Genomic DNA, 19,121 nt, shown 5'->3' with positions numbered 1-19,121 from the left:
GTCAGATCGCCTCCGGCAGGGCGCGCACGGCGCGCGCGAACTCGTCACCGCGATGCGCGTACGAGCGGAACATGTCGAAGCTCGCGCATGCGGGCGCGAGCAGCACCGCATCACCCGCACGCGCGACCGCGCGCGCCTTGGCGACCGCGTCGTCGATCGTCGTCGCGGCGATGCGCTCGATCGGCGAGCCCTCGAACGCGCTCGAGATCAGCGGCGCGGCCTCGCCGATGAGGACCAGCGCGCGGCCGATGCGCTCCATGCGCTCGCGCACCGGCGCGTAGGAGCCGCCCTTGTCGACGCCGCCCGCGATCAACACGACGCGGCCCTCGAGATCCGCGAGGCCGTCGAGCGCGGCGACCGTCGCGCCGACGTTCGTCGCCTTGCTGTCGTCGTAGTACACGACGCCGTCGAGATCGCGCACGTGGACCATGCGGTGGGGCAGGCCCGCGAAGCGCGCGAGCACGTCCTCGATCGCCTCGCGCGGCACGCCTGCGAGGCGCGCGGCGAGCGCGGCGGCGCACGCGTTCGCCTGGTTGTGAAGGCCGCGGATGCGCAGCTTCGCGACCGGGAAGCGTAGCCCGCTGACGGTGTCGACGAGCACGCCGTCCTCGACGCGCACCTCGCCGTCGGCGCCGCCGAACGTGTGCAGCTTCGCCGCGCCGGCCCGCGCGAGCGCGATGCAGAGCTCGTCGCCCGCGGGGACGATCGCGTGGTCGTCCGTGGTCTGCGTGAGGAAGATGCGTCCCTTCGCGGCGGCGTACGCCGCGAACGTGCCGTGGCGATCGAGGTGATCCTCGGTGACGTTGAGGCACGCCGCGATGTGGCAGCGCATCGTCTCGATGCGCTCGAGCTGGAAGCTCGAGAGCTCCGCGACCACGAGCCCCTTCTTGCTCTCCGCGGCCTCGGTGCCGACCGCGAGCGCGAGCGCGTCGCCGAGGTTGCCACCGGTGAACGAAGGACGGCCGCTCGCCGCGCACATCTCGCCGACGAGCGTGGTCACCGTGCTCTTGCCGTTGCTGCCGGTGATGCCGATCAGCGTTCCACGGAGGAAGTGCGCGGCGAGCTCGACCTCGGGGATCACCTTCGCGCCGCGCTTCTCCGCGGCGTCGACCACCGCCAGCGAGGGCACGCCGGGCGAGAGCACGATCACGTCGGCCGCCGCGAAGAGCGACTCGGGGTGTCCGCCGAGCACGACGTCGACGTCGATCGCGCGCGCGTCGGCGACGAGCGCCGAGGCCTCGGCCTCGCTCTTCTTGTCGTTGATCGTGACGCGCGCGCCGGCTTTCGCGGCGAGACGCGCCGCCGCGAGACCGCTCTTGCCGCCGCCGACGACCACGAGACGCTTGCCTGCGAGATCCAGCACGCTCACCTCAGCTTCAGCGTCGCGAGGCTCGCGAGCGCCAGCATGATGCTGATGATCCAGAACCGGACGATGACCTTCGGCTCGGGCCACCCCTTCTTCTCGAAGTGGTGGTGGATCGGGGCCATCAGGAAGATGCGCTTCTTGAACAGCTTGAAGCTCGCGACCTGACCGATGACGCTCACGCCTTCGATCACGAAGATCCCGCCGAGCAGCACCGAGAGCAGCTCGTTCTTCGTGAGCACCGCGAGCGTGCCGAGGCCGCCGCCGAGCGCGAGCGAGCCCACGTCGCCCATGAAGACCTGCGCGGGGTACGTGTTGAACCAGAGGAAGCCGAACCCCGCGCCGATCATCGCGCCGCAGTAGACGCTGAGATCGCTCGCGCTCTCGAGCGACGGGATCTGCAGGTAGTCCGCGAGGTCCTCGCCGAAGAACGTGACGCCCGCGAGGTACGCGAGGATCGCGTAGGTGCCGGCGTTGATCATCACCGGGCCGATCGCGAGCCCGTCGAGGCCGTCGGTGAGGTTCACGCAGTTCGAGGTCGCGACGATCACGAACGCGCCGAACATCACGTACGCCCACGGGGGCAGGGCGATCTGCACGCGATCGAACGCGATGAACGGGACCGCGAGGCGGTTGCGGATCGCGAGCCAGTCCTCGCCGAGCCCGGCCTCGCCGTACCAGAGGTAGGCGCACACCGCGATCGCGACCGAGAACTGCAGCACGAGCTTGCCGCGCGCGCTGAGGCCGCCGGTGTTGTTCTTCCGGACCTTGCGCGCGTCGTCGATGTAGCCGACGACGCCGTACGCCGCGGTGACCGCGAGCGTGAGCCACACCGGCGTGTTCGTCGGATCGGCCCAGAGCACCGTCGACGCGACCAGCGCGAGCAGGATGAGCGCGCCGCCCATCGTCGGCGTGCCCGCCTTGCTGAGGTGGCTCTGCGGGCCTTCCTTGCGGACGACCTGCCCGATCTGTCGCGACTGCAGGCGACGGATGAACCACGGGTAGAGCCCGAACGTGAGCAGCATCGCGGTCATCGTCGCCGCGAGGACGCGGAACGGGACGTACCGCAGGACGTTCAGGAACCCGATGCGATCGCTGTACGGGTAGAGGAGGTAGTAGATCATCGCGGCGCCTCTTCACTGCCGGGGGCGATGATGCCGGGCGCGGTGCTTCCGAACGCGTCCACTTCGCGCAGCCCTTCGACCACGCGCTCCATGCGCATCGAGCGCGATCCCTTCACGAGGATGACGTCGTTCGGCTCGACGAACGCGCGCACCAGCGAGATCGCCTCGGTGGGATCGTCGAGGCGCTCGATGCGGATGCCGCTCACGCCGCTCGCCATGCCCGCGGTGAGCGCGCCGCGCGCGGCCGCGCGCATCTCGGGGCCGCAGCAGACGAGCAGCGCGATGCCGCTCGCGACCGCCGCTTCACCGACGCTCTCGTGCAGGCGCTCGCTCTCGACGCCGAGCTCGAGCATGTCGCCGAGCACCGCGATCGCGCGCCCGCCGCGAGCGCGCGCGAGCTCGTAGCAGGTGCGCAGCGCGAGCTCGGTCGAGCGCGGGCTCGCGTTGTAGGCGTCGTCGAGGATGACGGTGCCGCCCACGCCGTGGATCGGACGCGCGCGGCCTTCGCCGGGCGCGACGCGCTGGATGCCCTCGAGCGCCGCGGGCACCGCGTCGGCGCCGCGGAGCGCGACGATCGCGGCGAGCGCGGCCGCGCCGCAGCGCGCGGGACCTTCGCCGATCAGCGCGAGCTTCGCGTTCACGAACTCGTTGAGGCCCTGCACGACGTAGATGCAGCGCGTTCCGTCGAGCGCGATCTGGACGTCCGCGACGCGCACGTCCGATCCCTCTGCGAGCCCGAACGAGAGCTTCGTGCGCGCGGGGCTGCGCTCGGCGTAGGGCGCGAGGATCCCGTCGTCCGCGGTGAACACGGCCGCCGCGTCGGCGCCGAGCCCGAGCAGGAGCGCGCCCTTCTCGCGCGCGACGCCCTCGATGCCGCCCACGCCCTCGGTGTGCACCTCGGCGACCGCGGTGACGACGCCGACGCTCGGCATCGCGATCTCGGTGAGCCGCGCGATCTCGCCGGGCACGTTCATGCCCATCTCGATCACCGCGACGTCGTCATCGGCGCCGAGCGTCAGCAGGGTCATGGGCACGCCGATGCGGTTGTTGAGGTTGCCCGCGCTGCGCAGCACGCGCAGGCCGAGCGCCTCGAGGCCCGCGGCGGTGAGCTCCTTGGTCGTCGTCTTGCCGACCGATCCGGTGACGGCCACGAGCGCGACGGGGAAGCGACGGCGATGCGCATGCGCGAGATCACCGAGCGCGCGGAGCGTGTCGGGGACGATCACCACCGCGACGCCGGGGGGCGCGCTCACCGGCTGCGAGACGACGAGCGCGCCCGCGCCCGCGGCGATGACGGCGGGCACGAAGTCGTGCGCGTCGTGCTTCGCGCCGCGCAGCGCGACGAAGATGCATCCGGGCGTGACGGCGCGAGAGTCGGTGACGACGCCGACGAGCGGGCGATCGGTGCTCGCGGCGACGGTGCCGCGCGTCGCGACGGCGAGCTCGTCGATCGAGAATCGCGCGGAGTTCGCGGGAATCGGCGTGGCCATCAGCGCGCGCCTCCCGCCTCGAGCGCGCGCGCGATGGCGCGACGCGCCTCGACGCGATCGTCGAAGTCGATCTTGGTGGTGCCGACGATCTGGTAGTCCTCGTGGCCCTTGCCCGCGATGAGCACGGTGTCTCCCGGGCGCGCCGCGGCGAGCGCGAGATCGATCGCACGGCGGCGATCGACCTCGACCACGTGACCGCGCGCCGACGACGCGAGCGCGTCGGGCGTGATCGCGGGCAGCGCGACGACACCGGGCACGATCATGTCGACGATCGCGCGCGGATCTTCGGTGCGCGGGTTGTCGCTGGTGATCACGACGAGATCGGCGCGCGTCGCCGCGGCCTCGCCCATCTTCGGGCGCTTGCCGCGATCGCGATCGCCACCGCAGCCGAACACGCAGACGAGGCGTCCCGGCGTGAGCGGGCGGAGCGCGTCGAGCACGTTCGCGAGCGCGTCGGGCGAGTGCGCGTAATCGACGAGCACCGCGACGTCGCGCGGATCCTCGACGCGCTCGAGGCGTCCCGGGGCGCCCTTCGCGGCGCCGAGCGCGCGCGACACATCGGACGGCGCGAAGCCGGCCGCGAGCAGACAGCCCGCCGCGACCAGCAGGTTGTCGAGGTTGTGCGCGCCGAGCAGCGCGCTCTCGATGCGCAGCGCGCCCCACGGCGTGCTCACGTCGCAGCGCGCTCCGTCGCGATCGACGGCGACGTTCGTCGCGCGGATCGACGCGTCGCGATGACGCGAGAGCGTGTGCACCTGCGTGCGCGACGGGATGCGGCGCGCGAGCTCGACGCCCATCGGATCGTCGGTGCGCACGACCGCGTGGCGCGGCGCGAGCTCGGTGAAGAGCCGCGCCTTCGCCTCGAAGTACGCGTCCATCGAGCCGTGGAAGTCGAGGTGATCCTGGGTGAGGTTCGTGAACGCCGCGACCTCGAAGCGGATCCCGTCGGCGCGGTGCAGCGCGAGCGCGTGGCTCGAGACCTCCATCACGAGGTGCGTCGCGCTCGCGTCGACCATGCGGCGCGCGAAGCGCGCGATCGCGTCGGCCTCGGGCGTGGTGAACGCGCTCTGCTCGCGGAAGCCCGGGCCGCGCGTCTCGACCGTGCCGAGCAGGGCAGGGCGCTGCGCGAGCGCGGTGAGCGCCTCGTCGATCAGCCACGTCGTCGTGGTCTTGCCGTTCGTGCCGGTGACGCCGATGCACGCGAGCGACGCGGTCGGATCGCCGTACACGAGGTGCGACGCGATCGCGAGCGCACGGCGCGCATCGGACACGCGCAGCTGCGGCGCGTCGACGTCGACGAGCTGCTCGGTGATCACCGCGACCGCGCCGCGGGCGAGCGCGGCCGCCGCGAACTCGCTGCCGCGCGCCTTCTGCCCGGCGATCGCGACGAACACGTCACCGGCCTCGACCGCGCGCGAGTCGTGGCGCACGCCGCGCGCGACGATGCTCGCATCGCCACGGAGCTCCGCGCCCAGCGCGCGCTGCAGCTCGCCGAGCGTCGTCATCGACGAGCCCTCGGGCGTGCCGGCGCGCTGATCACGATCGCGCCCGTCGCTGCGGCTGCGTCGGTCGCCGCCTCGGCGGTCTCGGTCTCTTCCTCGATCATCGCCGGCTCGTGCCACACCGGGGCCTCGAGCACGACCCGGACGCGCGCGCCGCGCGCCACGATCCCGCCCGCGGCCGGCGCCTGCGCTGCGACGACGCCCGTGCCCTCGATCTGCGCCTCGAGCCCCGCCTCGGCGAGCATCACGAGCGCGCGCCGCGCGCCGGCGCCGCGCAGATCGGGCACCAGCACCTCGCCCTCGGCGGGGGCGCGGACCTCGACCTCGGGCGCCGCCGCGAGCTCCTCGGTCGGCTGCTCCTCGCGCGCACGCTGGCGCTCTTCACGCGCACGCTGGCGCTCCTCGCGCACACGGCGGCGACCTTCGCGCTCGATGTCCGCGAGCACCTCGCCGCCGCCCGACGCAGGCACGCCGAGGTGACGCAGCGTCGCGTCTCCGACGCGCCGGAACACCGGGCCCGCGACCACGCCGCCGTAGTGATCGATCATCGGCTCGTCGATCACGACGGCGATCACCACGCGCGGCGCGTCGGCGGGCGCGAAGCCCACGAACGACGCGGTGTAGAGCCCCGCTTCGTAGCCGCCGCGGCGGTAGTCCGCCTTCTGCGCGGTGCCGGTCTTGCCCGCGACGAGGTAGCCGTCGATCGCGGCCTCGAGGCCCGTGCCCTCTTCGCCGGTGACGCCGGTGAGCATGTCGCTCACGAGACGCGCGGTGGCGCGCGGCACGACCTGACGGCGCACGCGCGGGCTCGCCTCCTCGACGACCTCGCTGCGCGCGTCGACGACGCGGCGGATCAGCGTGGGCTCCATCAGGCGCCCGCCGTTCGCGACCGCGCTCATCGCGGTGGCGAGCTGGATGGTGGTGATCGACATGCCCTGCCCGAACGAGATCGTGGCGAGATCCATGTCGTACCAGCGCTGGTGGTGCCGCAGGATCCCGCCCGTTTCGCCGGGGAGCGGCAGGCCGGTCGGCTCGCCGAACCCGAAGCGACGCAGGCCGCGGTAGAGCCCGCTGCGGCCGAGCGACATGCCGATCAGCGTCGCGCCGATGTTGCTCGAGTGCGCGAGGATCTCGGCGGGCGTGAGCACGCCGTAGTCGCGCCCGTGATCGCCGATCGAGTTGCCCTCGCTGTCGATCACGAGGCGGTGGCGCTCGTCGCCGCTGCAGTCGAACTCCTGGCTCGGCCGCACCACACCTGCCGCGAGGGCCGCCGCGACGGTGAACGTCTTGATCGTCGAGCCCGGCTCGAAGCGATCGGTGATCGCGCGGTTGCGCCGGTGCGACGCGGGCGACGCGCCGGCGTCGTTGGGGTCGAACGTCGGAAAGTTCGCGAGCGCGAGGATCTCGCCGTTCGCCGGATCCATCACGACGACGCTGCCCGACTGCGCCTCGAACGTGCGCACGGCGAGCGCGAGCTCGCGCTCCGCGACGTGCTGGATGGTCTTGTCGATCGTGAGGTAGAGGTCGTCGCCCTGCGCCGCGCGATCGTCGAGCAGCGTCTCGCTGAACACGACGCGACCGCGGCGATCGACCGTGGCGGGCACGCTCTCGGTCGAGCCGTGGAGGCGCTCCTCCATCGAGAGCTCGAGGCCCTCGATGCCGACGCCGTCGACGTTCGCGAAGCCCAGCAGGTGCGCCGCGAGATCGTGGTTCGGATAGAACCGGCGCGACTCGCGCGTGAGCTCGATGCCCGGGATCGCCATCGCGCGCACCGAGGCTGCTTCTTGCGGCGTGACCTGGCGCTCGATCCACGCGAAGTAGCGATCGCTCGACAGGCGCGAGAGCACGCGCTCGCGGTCGACGCCGAGCGCCGCCGAGAGCCGGATCGCCGCGCTCTCGACGTCGACGTGCTCGCGCCGCATCTGGCGCGGGTTCGCGTACACGCTCTCGACGTCGACGCTCACCGCGAGCTCGGCGCCGTGGCGGTCGTAGATGGTCCCGCGCTTGGGCGCGAGCCGCACGTCGCGCAGCTGCTGCTCGTCGGCCTCGCGGCGCAGCTCCGCTCCCTGCGAGATCTGCAGGTCGTACGCGCGATGCAGCACCGCGCTCGCGCCGACCATCAAGAGGAGCGCGAGCAGCGCGATGCGCACCTTCACCCAACGGCGGCGCGACGGATCGAGGTTCCTCATCGCATCCTCCCCGAGGGCCGGCGCCCGCTGCGCTGTCCGATCGAGACCACGCGCGAGGGATCGGGCACGTCCATCGCGAGCGTGCCGCGCGCCACGGCCTCGACGCGCTCGGGCTCGCGCAGTGTCGCCGCCTCGATCGAGAGCAGACGCCGCTGCTCGATGAGGCGCCGCTGCTCGCGGCGCGCCTGACCGACGTCGTAGCCGAGGCGCACGGTCTCGAGCCGCAGCGAGAGGTGCGCGACGAACGCCGCCGCGGTCGCGAGCACCGCCGCCGCCCAGAGCACGAGGAAGCGCGTCTTCATCGCGTTCATCGCGCCTCCTCCCCGCGCGACAGCCTCCTCGCTGCGCGCAGCTTCGCGCTGCGCGCGCGCGGGTTGCGATCGTTCTCCTCGTCGGTCGCGACGATCGGCTTCTTCGTCGTCGGCTCGAGGCGCTCGTCGCCGCGGAACGCGCGCTTGACCGCGCGATCCTCGAGCGAGTGGAAGCTGATGATCGCGGCGACGCCACCGTCGACCAGCACGTCGGGCACCGCCGCGAGCAGCGCGTCGAGCTGCTCGAGCTCGCCGTTCACCGCGAGGCGCAGCGCCTGGAACGTGCGCGTCGCGGGATCGATCCCACCGGTCCGACGCGGCCCGAGCACCGACACGGTCGCGCGGCGCAGATCGCCCGTCGTGTTCATCTCGCCGCTCGCCTCGAGCCGCTTGATGGCGCGCGCGATCGGACGGCTGCGACGCTCCTCGCCGAGCCGGAAGATCAGGTTCGCGAGCTCCTGCTCGTCGGTCTCCGCGATCAGCTCGCGCGCGCTGAGCCCGCGCGTCGGATCCATGCGCATGTCGAGCGGGCCCTCGGCGCGGAACGAGAAGCCGCGCGTCGCGTCGTCGAGCTGCGGCGAGCTCACGCCGAGATCCGCGAGCAGCCCGTCGACGCGCTCGTCGCCGAGCACGTTCTGCAGCTCCGCGAACGCCGCGTGCACGAGCTTCACGCGATCGCCGAACCGCGCGAGGCGCGGCGCGGTCTCCTCGAGCGCGCGCGGATCCCGATCGATGCCGATCAGGCGGCCGTCGGGCGCGCTCGCCTCGAGGATCGCCTCCGAGTGCCCGCCGCGACCGAGCGTCGCGTCGACGTAGAGCCCGCCGCTCTTCGGCGCGAGCTGCGCGAGCACCTCCGCGAGGAGCACCGGCGCGTGCGTGTAGACCTGCTCGCTCACAGCCCCAGCTCCGCGAGGCGCTCGGCCATCTTCTGCTTCGCGCTCTCGTCCGCGAGCACCTGCGCGCGCAGACCGGCGAAGCGCTCCTTCGACCACAGCTCGATGTGCTTGCCCATGCCGGCCCAGAGCGCCTCGCGCTCGAGCTCGGCGAGCTCGCGCAGCGTCTGCGGGATCAGCAGGCGACCGACCTTGTCGAGCTCGACCTCGACCGCGCCCGAGACGTAGAGACGGCGGATCATCGCGACGCTCGGATCGAATCGTGGAAGCTGCGAGAGCCGCTCCTCGAACGCGATCCACTCCTTCATCGGATAGGCGACGAGGCAGGGGTCGACGCCGGCGGTGATCACGAGGCGCGACTCGCCCTGCGCCGCGAGGATCTCGCGGAAGCGCGAGGGGACGGAGGTCCGCCCCTTCTCGTCGATCGCATGCGCGTATTGCCCTCGGAACAAGCCGCGTCGTCCTCGGGGCAGTCTCGCGGTGCCGCCGGCTGGCACCGCTTACCACTGCTTCCCACCGAGGCCGAACCTACGGGAGCGATCCCGGCGCTGTCAACTTCGCACCGGACACGGATCGCACCATTTCGTCGATGATCGCAGCTCCCGTCGGCGAGGTGGTAGAAAGTGGATCGAAACCCCGCTCCACCGATCTGATCGTCCGTTCATGTCGGAGGCGCGCGCGGGACCCGGATAGAGTCGACGCACATGGACGAGGACCTCGAGCGCGCGTGGAACGACGTGCTCGCCGCGTGGGACGACGGCGATCGGCACAAGCGCTTCCTCGTGCTCGCGGAGACGACCGATCGCCTCGCGGAGGCGGGGCGTCGGTATCGCGAGGTGAAGGAGCACGATCCCGAGCGGCGCGCCGAGGCGGAGCGGCGCATCGACGAGATCCTCGGGCGCGCGATGGCGCGCATGAAGGTGATCGAGCAGCGCGACGAGAAGCCCTCGCGCAGCAAGCTCGAGTGGGTCGCGTTCGGCGTGAGCGCCGCGCTGATCGCGGCCGCGCTGTACCAGCTGCTCGGTCGCTGACCGCGCACCTGCGCGATCTCCGTGATTGCGCGCGGACGCAGCGTGCGCGTAGCCTGGTCGCCCGCGCCATGCAGCTCGATTTCAAGGCACGCGAGCTGACCGTCAAGCTCGTCTACTACGGGCCGGCGCTCAGCGGAAAGACCACGAACCTCCAGGCGATCCACGAGCTCGTCTCGCCGCAGGCGCGTGGTCGTCTGATGACGCTCGAGACGAAGGACGACCGCACGCTCTTCTTCGATCTGCTGCCGCTCTCGGTGCAGGCCGGGCGGGGCCTCTCGGTGCGGATCAAGCTCTTCACCGTTCCCGGTCAGGTCATCCACAACGCGACGCGACGGCTGGTGCTGCAGGGCGCCGACGGCGTCGCGTTCATCGCGGACTCGCAGCGCGCCGAGACCAAGGCGAACGCCGCGGCGTTCGTGAACCTGCGCCAGAACCTCGTCGAGAACGGGATCGATCCGGCGTCGATGCCGCTCGTGATCCAGTTCAACAAGCGCGACATGCCCGACGTGCGCACCGACGTCGAGATCGACGCGCTCGCGGCGAAGGGCAAGGAGCCGGTCTACAAGGCGATCGCGCTGCGCGGGCACGGCGTGCTCGAGACGCTGATCGGCCTCTTCGAGATCACGTGGGGCAAGCTCGAGCGCGAGCACCAGCTCGCCGAGAAGTTCGGCGTGCAGGGCGCGGATCTGCTCGGCGAGGTGCGCACGAAGCTCGGCATCGACGCGGCGCGCGGGGAGGTGGCCCCGTGAGCACGGCGGTGGACACCGAGCTGAGCCTCGCGGACGTCGCGCGCCTCGAGGACGTGGTCGATCGCGCCGCGCTCGCGGAGGTGTGTCGCTCGTTCTTCGAGCTCTTCTCGCTGCCCGTGCGCGTGTTCTCGCGCGACGGGACGCTGCTGAGCGACGTGCACGAGGAGCAGGCGATCTGCCGCTACGTGAACGGCTTCGCGCCGGGTCGCGCGGCGTGCAGCGCGCTCGTGGGCGAGGTGCGCGCGCTCGACCCCGAGGGCGGGCCGGTCGAGCACCCGTGCTTCACCGGCGCGTGTTATCGCGTCGTGCCGATCCACTACCAGGGCCGTCGGCTGGGCCGCTTCGTCGTCGGTCCGTACATGCCCGCGGAGCGACGCGAGGTGCCGCGCTCGCTGCTGGTGCTCGACGATCGCATCGATCCGCGCGCCGCGCGCGACGCCCTCGGCGAGATGCCGCGGGTGCGCCAGGAGACGATCGAGCGGATCACCGAGCACCTGCGTCGCGTGCTCGATCTGATCCTCTTCTCGGGCCACCGCGCGTACCTCACGAGCCAGATGCACGTCGCGAGCGTGCGCGAGAGCTACCGCGAGCTCACCGAGAAGACGCAGCGCCTGCAGGAGGCCTACGATCGACTCAAGGAGCTCGATCGCCTGAAGTCGAACTTCCTCGCGACGGTGAGCCACGAGCTGCGCACGCCGCTGACGTCGATCATCGGCTACAGCGACATGCTGGCGTCGGGGATCGCAGGCGAGCTGAACGGCGAGCAGCAGGAGTTCGTCGAGACGATCCGCAGCAAGGGCGATCACCTGCTCGCGCTGATCACGAGCCTGCTCGATCTGAACAAGCTCGAGCAGGGGAACCTCCCGCTGCGTCGCGAGCCGGTCGCGCCCTCGGCGCTGATCGACGATCTCGCGAAGACGGTGCTCCCGCAGGCGCAGAAGAAGGGCGTGAAGGTCGAGGTCGACGTGCAGGGCGCACGCGACCCGATGCCGCTCGACCCGGTGCGCATCAAGCAGGTGCTGTTCAACCTCGCGGAGAACGCGATCAAGTTCACGCCGAAGGGCGGCAGCGTGCGCTTCGGCGTGCGCGCGACCGAGATGGTCGACGGCGCCGACGACGAGGGCGCGCTCGGGCTCGTGCTGATGGCCGCGCCGCGGCGCGCGGTCGAGTTCTGGATCAGCGACTCGGGGATCGGGATCCCGTCGTCGGAGCACCAGAAGATCTTCGACGCGTTCTATCAGGTCGACGGCAGCTCGACGCGCGAGCACGGAGGGACCGGCCTCGGCCTCTCGATCGTGAAGCGGCTCGTCGACGCGCACGGCGGTCGCGTGTGGGTCGAGAGCAAGCCGGGCGAGGGCGCGACGTTCCGCGTCGCGATCCCCGAGCCCGACGAGCTCGCGTGAGCGGCGAGTTCGATCGCGTCGCGAGGCTGCGCGCGATCTTCGCGGGCGCGCATCGCGGTGTGATCCTCGGCATCGGCGACGACGCGGCGATCCTCGCGGGCGATGTGCTCGCGACGGGCGCGGTGCTCTCGACGGACGCGGCGATCGAGGACGTGCACTTCCGGCGCGCGTGGATCGGGCAGGGCGTGACGTGGCGCGACGTCGCGTACCGCGCGGCCGCGGCGGCGCTGAGCGATCTCGCGGCGATGGGCGCGGAGCCGCGCGCGATGCTCACGTCGTGGGCGTTCCCGCGCGACGTGGGCGACGACGTCGTGGACGAGATCGCGCGCGGGTTCCGCGACGCGGCGGACGTCTACGGCGCGCCGGTGATCGGCGGGAACCTCGCGCGGGCGAGAGAGATCGGGCTGACGACCACGGTGATCGGCGCTGCGCCGGCGCGGGCGCCGCGTCGTGACGGTGCGCAGGCCGGCGACGTGCTGTGGGCGACGGGCGCGCTCGGCGAGGCGGCGCTCGGGCTCGCTGCGCTCGAGGCCGGGATCGCGCGCGAGCCCGACGCAGCGGCGTTCGTGTCGCGCTTCGTGCGGCCGCCCTCGCGCATCGATGCGGGTCGCGCCGCTGCCCAGAGCGCGCACGCGATGATCGACGTGTCCGACGGACTGCTGCAGGACCTCGGACACCTCTGCGACGCGAGCGGCGTGGGCGCGCGGCTCGATGCGCTCGCACCGACGCGCGAAGCGGACGCGCTGGCGCGGAGGCTCGGCGTCGACGCGCGCGCGCTGCTCGAGTCGGGCGGGGACGACTACGAGCTCTTGATCACGGCAGCGCCGGGCGTCGATCTCTCGCGGATCGCGCATCCGATCGGCGAGATCACGCGTGAGCCGGGGATCGTGGGCGCGACCACGGCGCGCACCGGGTTCGATCACTTCGGCTGATCGAGCGCGAGGCGCTTCAGCATCTTCTGCAGCCCGAAGCGCGAGAGCCCGAGCGCCTTCGCGGCGCGCGTCTGGTTGCCGCCGTGCACCTCGAGCGCGCGCTCGACGAGCCGTCGCTCGAGCGCCTCGGTCTGCGCCTTGAGGTCGAGCTCGGCGTGCGTCGTGTCGTCGCCGCGCAGCGCGGGTGAGAGGTGCTCGAGCGCGATCGTGTCGCCCGCGACGAGGAGCGCGCGGCGAAGCTCGTTCTCGAGCTCGCGCACGTTGCCCGGCCAGGCGTAGCCGCGCATCGCGGTGAGCGCCGCGTCGTCGATGCGCACCCGGCGATTCGGTGCGTGTCGCGCGAGCAGCGCGGCGGCGAGCGGCGCGACGTCGGCGGGTCGCTCGCGCAGCGCGGGCACCTCGATCGTGACGACCGCGATGCGGTAGTAGAGGTCCTCGCGGAAGCGACCGTCGCGCACCAGCGACGCGAGATCGGCGCGGCTCGCCGCGATCAGTCGCACGTCGACGCGCCGGACGCGCTCGCTGCCGACGCTGCGGATCTCGCCTTCCTGCAGCACGCGCAGCAGCTTCGCCTGCATCGCGGGGCTCGTCTCCGCGATCTCGTCGAGGAAGAGCGTGCCCTCGTGCGCGATCTCGAAGAGCCCACGCCGCGCGCGGTCGGCGCCGGTGAACGCGCCGCGCACGTGCCCGAAGAGCGTGCTCTCGAGCAGCGTCTCGGGGATCGCCGCGCAGCTCTCGCCGACGAACGTCGCGCCCACGCGCGCGCTCGCCGCGTGGATGGCGCGCGCGAGGAGCTCCTTGCCGGTGCCGCTCTCGCCGACGAGGAGGACGGGCACGCCGCTCGTCGCGACGCGCGAGGCGAGGGCGATCACGCGGCGCATCGGCTCGCTCACCGAGACGATCGACGCGAAGGGGCCCTCGCCGCGATCCGCGTCGCGGAAGGTGCGCAGCTCCTCGCCGCGCGCCTCGAGCGTCTGCTCGAGCGAGCGGGCGCGACGGGCCCAGAGGCGCGCGTCACGGCGTGCGTCGTGCGCGCGCTCCGCGGCGGCGAGCGCGGCCGCACCGAGCTCCGCGAGCGCCGCGACGTCGGCGACCGTGCCCTCGTCGAACGCGCCCGGCCGCAGCCGATCGTCGAGACAGAGCGCGAGCGTGCTCCCGTCCGGCGCGGGCAGCGGGACCGCGAGCACGCTCCGGAGCGCCATCGCGTGCACGCTGGCCGCGCCGTCCCAGCGTGCGTCGCCCTGGGCGTCGACGCTGACCATCGGGCGCCGCTCGTCGATCACGCGCGCCGCGATCGAGCGCGACGCGCGGTGCTCGGGGCCGAGCGCGCCGGTGAGGCCCACCGCGCAGCGGACCGTCGTCGCGCCGCTCTCGCGACGGCTCAGCACGAACGCGCGCTCCGCGCCGGCGAGCTCGAGCGCGGCGCCCGCGAGCGTCTCGAGCACACGCGCCGGACGTCGCTCCGCTGCGACGCGGCGCGCCAGCGAGATCACGGCGCGCGCATCGCGCGCCGGTGCGCTGGTGGTCGTCGCCGCGTGCGGCGCAGTCGCGAGCGCGCGCTGGTACGAGGGCACGGCGCGCAGGCGCGCGCGCGCTTCGGGCGAGAGGCCCGCCGCTGCGCGATCGAGGAGCGCACGCGCGGTCGCGAGGCGCGCCGCGGCTTCGGCGCGACGGCCCTCGAGCTCCGCGGCCTCGGCACCGACCAGCGCAGCGCGCACCCGCGTCTCGAACGTCCGCGCCGAGGCGCTCGCCTCCATCGCGCGCGCCTCGGCGATCGGGCTCTCGCCTGCTGCGAGCGCGACCCGCGCCTCGGCGAGCAGCACCTCGACCTCGGCGAGCGATCCCTCCGGCGCGTTCGCGCGCGCAGAGCGTGCACGCGCGTGCGCGTGATCGATCTCGCCCAGCGCCGCGTGCGCGATCGCGAGCCGTGCATCGACGATGGGGAGCATCGCCCCGTCCGCTTCGATGCCCTCGAGCGCGCGGATCGCGCCGCGCACCCGGCCTGCGCGGAGCTCGAGATCCGCGAGGACGATCGCCGCGTGATCCGACGCGTCGCGATCGCCGCTCTCGCGCGCAGCGTCGCGGGCACGCTCGGCCGCGAGCTGCGCGAGCGCGTCGTCGCCCGCGAGGAACGCGGCGTTCGCCAGGTTGAACAGCGCGCGCCCGAGCTCGTGCGGCCGTCGCAGCGTGGCGAGCCGTCGCGCGCCCTCGCGCAGCGCGTCGATCGCCGGGCCGAGCCGGCCTGCATCGAGGCGCGCGAGCCCGAGGTTCACGGTCGCGCTCGCCGCGCCGTGTCGCTCGCCGGCGCGCTCCGCGTGCTCGGCCGCGCGCTCGTACGCGTCGATCGCGAGCTCGATCGCGCCGCTCGCGAGCGCCGCAGATCCGGCGATCGACGCCGCGCGGGCACGGGTGGCGAGCGCGATGTCGCGCGGTGCGCGCGCCGCGACGCGCTCGAGCTCGGCGGCGAGCGACGAGGCCGTCTCGCGCTCTCCACGCGACATCGCGACGAGCGTCTCGACCTCGAGCGCGCGCGCGAGCGGCGCGACGCGATCGCCTGCGACGTCGCGCACCGAGCGCGCGAGCTCCGACGCGCGGTCGAGCTCGCCGCGGCCCCACGCGATGCGGGCCGCGGTGAAGCGCGCCGCGAGGCCCGCGGCGTCGGTCTCGGAGATCAGCGAGAGCGCGCCGCGCTCCGCGGCCTCGACGTCGCCGCGCAGTCGCGCGAGCTCGGCCGCGAGCGCCCGCGCGTCACGCGTCTCGGCGTCGTCGAGCGCCTCGCGCGCCGCGGTCTCTTCTCCTGCGGCGCGCAGCGCTTCGGCGAGCGCGAGCGTGATCGGCTCGGGCGTCGACGACAGCCGCTCGCGCGCGATCCTCAGCACGTCGGCGGCCGCGAGCGGATCGCCGGCCGCGCGCGCCTCGGCCGCGATCCCGAGGAATGCGTCGCGCGCAGCGTCGGGCCGGTCGAGCGCGGCGTCGACGCACGCGCGCGCCAGCCCGCGCACCGCCGCGCGATCGAGCGTGCGCGCGATCGCCTTGCGCCGCGCGCCGCCCAGATCGCGGGTGATCGAGCGGACGCGATCCGCGCGCAGCACGAGGCCCGTCGCGTCGAAGGTCGCGAGCCCCGAGCCCGCCAGCAGCGCCCCCGCGCGCGCCGGATCGTTCCCCAGCGCCATCCGCGCCTCGTCCGCGCGCAGTGTACCGCCTGCGATCGCCAGGGCCTCGGCGAGGGGTCGTGCGACCTCGGGCACGGCGAGCGCTGCGCCTTCGTCGCGGCCGAGGCTGCGCATCACGTCGGGGCGCGACGGATCGCGCCCCTGCGCGAACGCGCTCGCGACGATGCGACACAGCCGTCCCGGCAGGCCCGAGCTCGCGGCGCGCGACGCGCTCTGCAGCGCTGCGCTCGCGCCGCGGATCGCGAGCACGTCTGCCAGCAGCGCGCCGAGCGACGCGTCGTCGATCGGCCCGAGCGTGACCCGCTTGATCCCCGGCGCGTCGATCACCTCGGCGCGCTCGAGGATCACGACGAGCGACGCCCCCTCGAGCTCGGCCGCGCGCACCGCCGCGCGCGCCCGCTCGATCGAGATCGCGCCGCTGCCGTCGTGGACCACGCACGCGTGGCCGACGCGCGAAGGCAGCGCGTCGTCGATCCACGTCGGCACCTCCGCGCCTTCGCGCGCCCGATCGGCTTGGAGCGCGCGGACCGCCTCTCGCGCGAGCCGCGTTCGGCCCGAGCCGGGCGGACCGATCACCGCGATCACCCCGGGCGCGTCGATCGCCGCGCGCAGCGCGGAGAGCTCGCGCGCTCGACCGTGCAGCCGCGCGACCGCCGCGCGTCGTGCGCGCTCGTCGTGGCTCGGCTCGTCCAGCAACGTGCTCGCCGCGCCGTCGGGATCGAGCCGTCGCGCGACCTCGCGCGCGCTCGCCGGGCGCTCCTCGGGCGCATCGCGCAGGAGCTCCTCGATCAGCGCGCGCAGCGGAGCCGGCGCGTCGGTCGGCAGCGTCGGCGCGCGGTGCACGTCGCGCAGCGGCTCGGAGCTGCGCGCGCCGGTGCCCGCGTCGTCGTCGTCGCCCGCGACCCATCGCGCGAGCGTCACGCCGAGCGCGAACAGATCCGACGAGGGCGAGCGCGCGCCGAGCCACGCCTCGGGCGCGAGGAACCCGGGAGTGCCCATCACCGGCCCGAGCCCCGGCGCGCCCGCGAGCCCGAGATCGACGAGCCGCGCCGCCCCGGGATCCCCCGCGACGACGACGTTCGCGGGCTTCACGTCGCCGTGGACCAGCCCCGCCGCGTGCAGCGCGGCGAGCGCGCGCGCGACCGCGGCGCCAGCGATCGACGCGAAGCGCGCCCGCGAGGCGACGCCCGCGAGCCCGCGCACGACCTCGCCCGAAGGACGCCCCGCCGCGAGCTCCTCGACGAGCACCCACGCGCCCGGCTCGAGCGCGAACGGCTCGCCGAGCGCGCCCTCGACGCGCAGCAGCTCGTGCACGGCCGCGAGCCCGGCGTGCGAGATCGACGTGAGCAGCGCGAGCTCCCACTGCAGCCGCTCGCCGTGCGCCGCCGAGACGATCTTCGCGGCGCGCGCGCCGCCCGCGATCGTGTCCTCGACCTCGACGACGCGTCCGATCGCGCCGCGCCCGAGCTCGCGCACGTGGCGGTAGCGCCCGCCGAGCAGCGGACCGGCTGCCAACGTCGTTGCGGGTGTGTCGGCGCCCAAGGTGCCGTGATTCTCGTGCAATTCGCCGCGTGTGACAACTCCGTTGGCGGCATCCGTGGCGTGGGTCGAGGGCTGGGGAGACGGCCGCGAGGAGACACGCGATCCCGGCTCCCGCGGATCGGTGGCAGAATCGGTGGATGGCCAAGGGCACGCTCCGCCAGGCGATCGCCGACGCCGCGTGCGTGCTCACCGGCCATCGCTTCGTGGTCTGGGCGCGAACCTGCGAGCCCACCGCGCGGCACCCGCACCTCGGCGCGTGGACGCGCTGCGCGCGCTGCGGACACGAGCGCGACTGGCGCATCGGCGGAGGCAGCCTCGACGAGCGCGTGCTCGACCTCGTGCACGGCGTGGTGCGACCGCTCCGAGACGTGCAGGCGATCGCGCGCGGCGAGCGCGCGCACGAGCTGCCGAAGCCCGTCGCCGCGCCCGTCCCTCCCAAGCACCCGACGCCGCCGCTACGCCCGATGCGCCGCCGATCGAGCGAGGGGCGCGGCTCGAGCCGCCGCTCGCCACGCGCGCCGACGCCGCGCGATCACGATCCGCGCGATCGCTGACGCGTGGTGCGCGCCGCGGCCTTCGTCGTGCGCGTCAGGGCGCGCGCCGGGGCGCGTGCCTCGTGCATCAGCTCGAGGAAGCGCCGCGCGTTCGTGATCGCGTGGCCGTGCCAGTCGTTGTTGAACGCGACGTACACGTCGCGACGATCGAGCTGCGGCGCGAGGCGCTCGACCCACGGCGCGAGCTCGTCGTCGCGGTAGTCGTAGAGGTACGGCTTCTCGCCGAGCCCGTGGAAGCGGAGGTAGACGAGGTCGCTCGTCTCGACGACGTCGGCGGGCAGCGCGGGATGGCTCACGCAGCAGAACGCGACGTGGTGCTTCGAGAGCAGCGCGCGCACCTCGTCGCTCCACCACCACGGATCGCGCGGCTCGAAGACGTGACGCAGCCGGTGCCCGGCGTGCTCGCGCGGCAGGAGCGCGAGGAAGCGATCGACGCGCTCGAGATCGCGCGGTGCCGCCGCGGGGAGCTGCCACAGCACGACCTGCATCGCGGTGAGCGGCGCGAGCGGCGCGAAGAAGCGCTCCAGCGCGCCCTCGCAATTCTTGAGCTTCAGCCGGTGCGTGATGAACTGCGAGCCCTTCGCGACGAAGACGAACCCCTCGGGCACCGTCGCCTGCCACGCCGCCGCGGCGCGCTCGCTCGCGAGCCGGTAGTGCGTCGCGTTGATCTCGACCATGTCGAAGTGGCTCGCGTAGTGCGCGAGGCGATCGCGCGCCGGCAGGCCCTCCGGGTAGAACACGCCGTTCCAGTCCTTGTAGACCCAGCCCGACGTGCCGACCCGCAGCTCGCGACGCCGCATGATCGAGAGCTAGTCCCTGGAGGGCCGCGCCCCAACGAAGGACGGCTGCGTGATAGGCTCGCGCC

Annotated in this window: 15 protein-coding genes; 5 read left to right on the top strand and 10 right to left on the bottom strand. The window is 73.6% G+C overall.

Annotated features, from left to right (window positions below):
• Position 1 precedes the first annotated feature (1 nt).
• Genes murD through mraZ form a run of 8 tightly spaced genes read right to left on the bottom strand, consistent with a single transcriptional unit; the run spans position 2 to position 9,324 of the window.
• Positions 2 to 1,363 carry a UDP-N-acetylmuramoyl-L-alanine--D-glutamate ligase gene (gene murD / locus DB32_RS21780; RefSeq protein ID WP_083458537.1) on the bottom strand — a complete coding sequence of 454 codons (1,362 nt, stop codon included), beginning with the start codon at positions 1,361 to 1,363 and terminating at the stop codon, positions 2 to 4.
• 2 nt (positions 1,364 to 1,365) lie between these two features.
• Positions 1,366 to 2,487 (bottom strand): phospho-N-acetylmuramoyl-pentapeptide-transferase, encoded by a 1,122-nt coding sequence (gene mraY, locus DB32_RS21775; protein WP_053234577.1) that lies wholly within the window; start codon positions 2,485 to 2,487, stop codon positions 1,366 to 1,368.
• Positions 2,484 to 3,977, bottom strand: coding sequence for a UDP-N-acetylmuramoyl-tripeptide--D-alanyl-D-alanine ligase (locus DB32_RS21770; protein WP_053234576.1), 1,494 nt, complete (start codon positions 3,975 to 3,977; stop codon positions 2,484 to 2,486). The genes mraY and DB32_RS21770 overlap by 4 nt, the downstream gene beginning before the upstream one ends.
• Positions 3,977 to 5,482: a UDP-N-acetylmuramoyl-L-alanyl-D-glutamate--2,6-diaminopimelate ligase gene (locus tag DB32_RS21765; RefSeq protein WP_053238896.1), complete on the bottom strand. Its 1,506-nt coding sequence runs from the start codon at positions 5,480 to 5,482 to the stop codon at positions 3,977 to 3,979. Before DB32_RS21765 ends, DB32_RS21770 begins: the two co-directional genes overlap by 1 nt.
• Entirely contained in the window at positions 5,479 to 7,668 is a 2,190-nt protein-coding gene (locus tag DB32_RS21760; protein ID WP_083457603.1) for a penicillin-binding protein, read from the bottom strand. Before DB32_RS21760 ends, DB32_RS21765 begins: the two co-directional genes overlap by 4 nt.
• Positions 7,665 to 7,979: a cell division protein FtsL gene (locus DB32_RS21755; protein ID WP_053234574.1), complete on the bottom strand. Its 315-nt coding sequence runs from the start codon at positions 7,977 to 7,979 to the stop codon at positions 7,665 to 7,667. Before DB32_RS21755 ends, DB32_RS21760 begins: the two co-directional genes overlap by 4 nt.
• Positions 7,976 to 8,875 (bottom strand): 16S rRNA (cytosine(1402)-N(4))-methyltransferase RsmH, encoded by a 900-nt coding sequence (gene rsmH / locus DB32_RS21750; RefSeq protein WP_053234573.1) that lies wholly within the window; start codon positions 8,873 to 8,875, stop codon positions 7,976 to 7,978. The genes DB32_RS21755 and rsmH overlap by 4 nt, the downstream gene beginning before the upstream one ends.
• On the bottom strand, positions 8,872 to 9,324 hold the full coding sequence (gene mraZ / locus DB32_RS21745; RefSeq protein ID WP_053234572.1) for a division/cell wall cluster transcriptional repressor MraZ: 453 nt from the start codon (positions 9,322 to 9,324) through the stop codon (positions 8,872 to 8,874). Before mraZ ends, rsmH begins: the two co-directional genes overlap by 4 nt.
• A 252-nt stretch (positions 9,325 to 9,576) precedes the next feature.
• Between mraZ and DB32_RS21740 the strand changes: the two genes are divergently transcribed.
• The 4 genes from DB32_RS21740 (at position 9,577) to thiL (ending at position 12,987) form a co-directional block, all read left to right on the top strand.
• The gene (locus tag DB32_RS21740) at positions 9,577 to 9,903 is read left to right on the top strand and encodes a hypothetical protein (RefSeq protein WP_053234571.1); all 327 of its coding nucleotides are present in this window, start codon (positions 9,577 to 9,579) and stop codon (positions 9,901 to 9,903) included.
• 68 nt (positions 9,904 to 9,971) lie between these two features.
• Positions 9,972 to 10,652, top strand: coding sequence for a GTP-binding protein (locus tag DB32_RS21735; protein WP_053234570.1), 681 nt, complete (start codon positions 9,972 to 9,974; stop codon positions 10,650 to 10,652).
• On the top strand, positions 10,649 to 12,055 hold the full coding sequence (locus DB32_RS21730) for an ATP-binding protein (protein WP_053234569.1): 1,407 nt from the start codon (positions 10,649 to 10,651) through the stop codon (positions 12,053 to 12,055). Before DB32_RS21735 ends, DB32_RS21730 begins: the two co-directional genes overlap by 4 nt.
• A complete protein-coding gene (thiL, locus tag DB32_RS21725; protein WP_053234568.1) occupies positions 12,052 to 12,987 on the top strand; it encodes a thiamine-phosphate kinase in 936 nt (311 codons plus the stop codon). Before DB32_RS21730 ends, thiL begins: the two co-directional genes overlap by 4 nt.
• Here the strand turns inward: thiL and DB32_RS21720 are convergent.
• On the bottom strand, positions 12,975 to 17,675 hold the full coding sequence (locus DB32_RS21720; protein WP_053234567.1) for a sigma-54-dependent Fis family transcriptional regulator: 4,701 nt from the start codon (positions 17,673 to 17,675) through the stop codon (positions 12,975 to 12,977). The genes thiL and DB32_RS21720 overlap by 13 nt on opposite strands.
• Positions 17,676 to 17,839: 164 nt before the next feature.
• Between DB32_RS21720 and DB32_RS21715 the strand changes: the two genes are divergently transcribed.
• The gene (locus DB32_RS21715; protein WP_053234566.1) at positions 17,840 to 18,256 is read left to right on the top strand and encodes a hypothetical protein; all 417 of its coding nucleotides are present in this window, start codon (positions 17,840 to 17,842) and stop codon (positions 18,254 to 18,256) included.
• On the opposite strand, the gene DB32_RS21710 is transcribed toward DB32_RS21715, so the two are convergent.
• Positions 18,235 to 19,056, bottom strand: coding sequence for a DUF72 domain-containing protein (locus tag DB32_RS21710; protein WP_053234565.1), 822 nt, complete (start codon positions 19,054 to 19,056; stop codon positions 18,235 to 18,237). The genes DB32_RS21715 and DB32_RS21710 overlap by 22 nt on opposite strands.
• Positions 19,057 to 19,121: the final 65 nt, after the last annotated feature.

This window comes from Sandaracinus amylolyticus, assembly GCF_000737325.1.
Taxonomy (GTDB): Bacteria; Myxococcota_A; Polyangia; order Polyangiales; family Sandaracinaceae; genus Sandaracinus; species Sandaracinus amylolyticus.
Note: the sequence above shows the minus strand (reverse complement) of the source record. Positions and strands in the feature narration are given on the sequence as shown.

Coding starts and splice junctions, on each gene's coding strand:
- DB32_RS21770 (WP_053234576.1), bottom strand. CDS start 3,977: ATGGCCACGCCGATTCCCGCGAACTCCGCGCGATTCTCGATCGACGAG.
- mraY (WP_053234577.1), bottom strand. CDS start 2,487: ATGATCTACTACCTCCTCTACCCGTACAGCGATCGCATCGGGTTCCTG.
- DB32_RS21715 (WP_053234566.1), top strand. CDS start 17,840: ATGGCCAAGGGCACGCTCCGCCAGGCGATCGCCGACGCCGCGTGCGTG.
- DB32_RS21740 (WP_053234571.1), top strand. CDS start 9,577: ATGGACGAGGACCTCGAGCGCGCGTGGAACGACGTGCTCGCCGCGTGG.
- DB32_RS21735 (WP_053234570.1), top strand. CDS start 9,972: ATGCAGCTCGATTTCAAGGCACGCGAGCTGACCGTCAAGCTCGTCTAC.
- DB32_RS21765 (WP_053238896.1), bottom strand. CDS start 5,482: ATGACGACGCTCGGCGAGCTGCAGCGCGCGCTGGGCGCGGAGCTCCGT.
- DB32_RS21760 (WP_083457603.1), bottom strand. CDS start 7,668: ATGAGGAACCTCGATCCGTCGCGCCGCCGTTGGGTGAAGGTGCGCATC.
- DB32_RS21755 (WP_053234574.1), bottom strand. CDS start 7,979: ATGAACGCGATGAAGACGCGCTTCCTCGTGCTCTGGGCGGCGGCGGTG.
- DB32_RS21710 (WP_053234565.1), bottom strand. CDS start 19,056: ATGCGGCGTCGCGAGCTGCGGGTCGGCACGTCGGGCTGGGTCTACAAG.